Consider the following 597-nt stretch of genomic DNA (forward strand, 5'->3'; position numbering starts at 1 on the left):
TGACCTGCATCGTCTGACGCGTCTGCGCGTGCTGTTCTGCTCCGACAACCCATTCACCGTACTGCCGGTCTGTCTCGGCCAATGCGCGGCGCTGACGATGGTCGGCTTCAGGGCCAATCGCATCGTCAACGTCCCCGCTCAAGCCCTGCCGCCACAACTGCGCTGGCTGATCCTGACCGACAACTGCATCGAAAGCCTGCCGAGTGAACTCGGTGAGCGCCCGGCCCTGCAAAAGCTCATGCTGTCCGGCAATCGTCTGCAAGCGTTGCCGCCTTCGTTGAGCAACTGCCATCGGCTTGAGTTGCTGCGCATTTCCGCCAACCGCCTGACCGAACTGCCGCAGTGGCTGCTCGCGCTGCCGAGCCTGACCTGGCTGGCGTACGCCGGTAACCCGCTGGAAACCGAGGCAGACGCCGCCGCACTGGAGGCGACACCGCTAATCGACTGGTCGGTTCTGCGTCTGCAGCAACAGTTGGGTGAAGGTGCCTCGGGGGTGATTTCCCGGGCGAGCTGGCAGCGCGACGATGGCTCAGTGACGTCGGTTGCGGTGAAATTGTACAAAGGTTAAATGACCAGCGACGGTTCGCCGCTGCACGA

1 pseudogene is annotated in these 597 nt (G+C 63.1%); it reads left to right on the top strand.

Going from position 1 to position 597, the window contains the following annotated elements:
* Positions 1-565, top strand: a pseudogene (locus tag BK660_RS31030) (leucine-rich repeat domain-containing protein); the annotation flags it as partial.
* Positions 566-597 lie beyond the last annotated feature (32 nt).

This window comes from Pseudomonas brassicacearum (assembly GCF_003732265.1).
Taxonomy (GTDB): domain Bacteria; phylum Pseudomonadota; class Gammaproteobacteria; order Pseudomonadales; family Pseudomonadaceae; genus Aquipseudomonas; species Aquipseudomonas brassicacearum_D.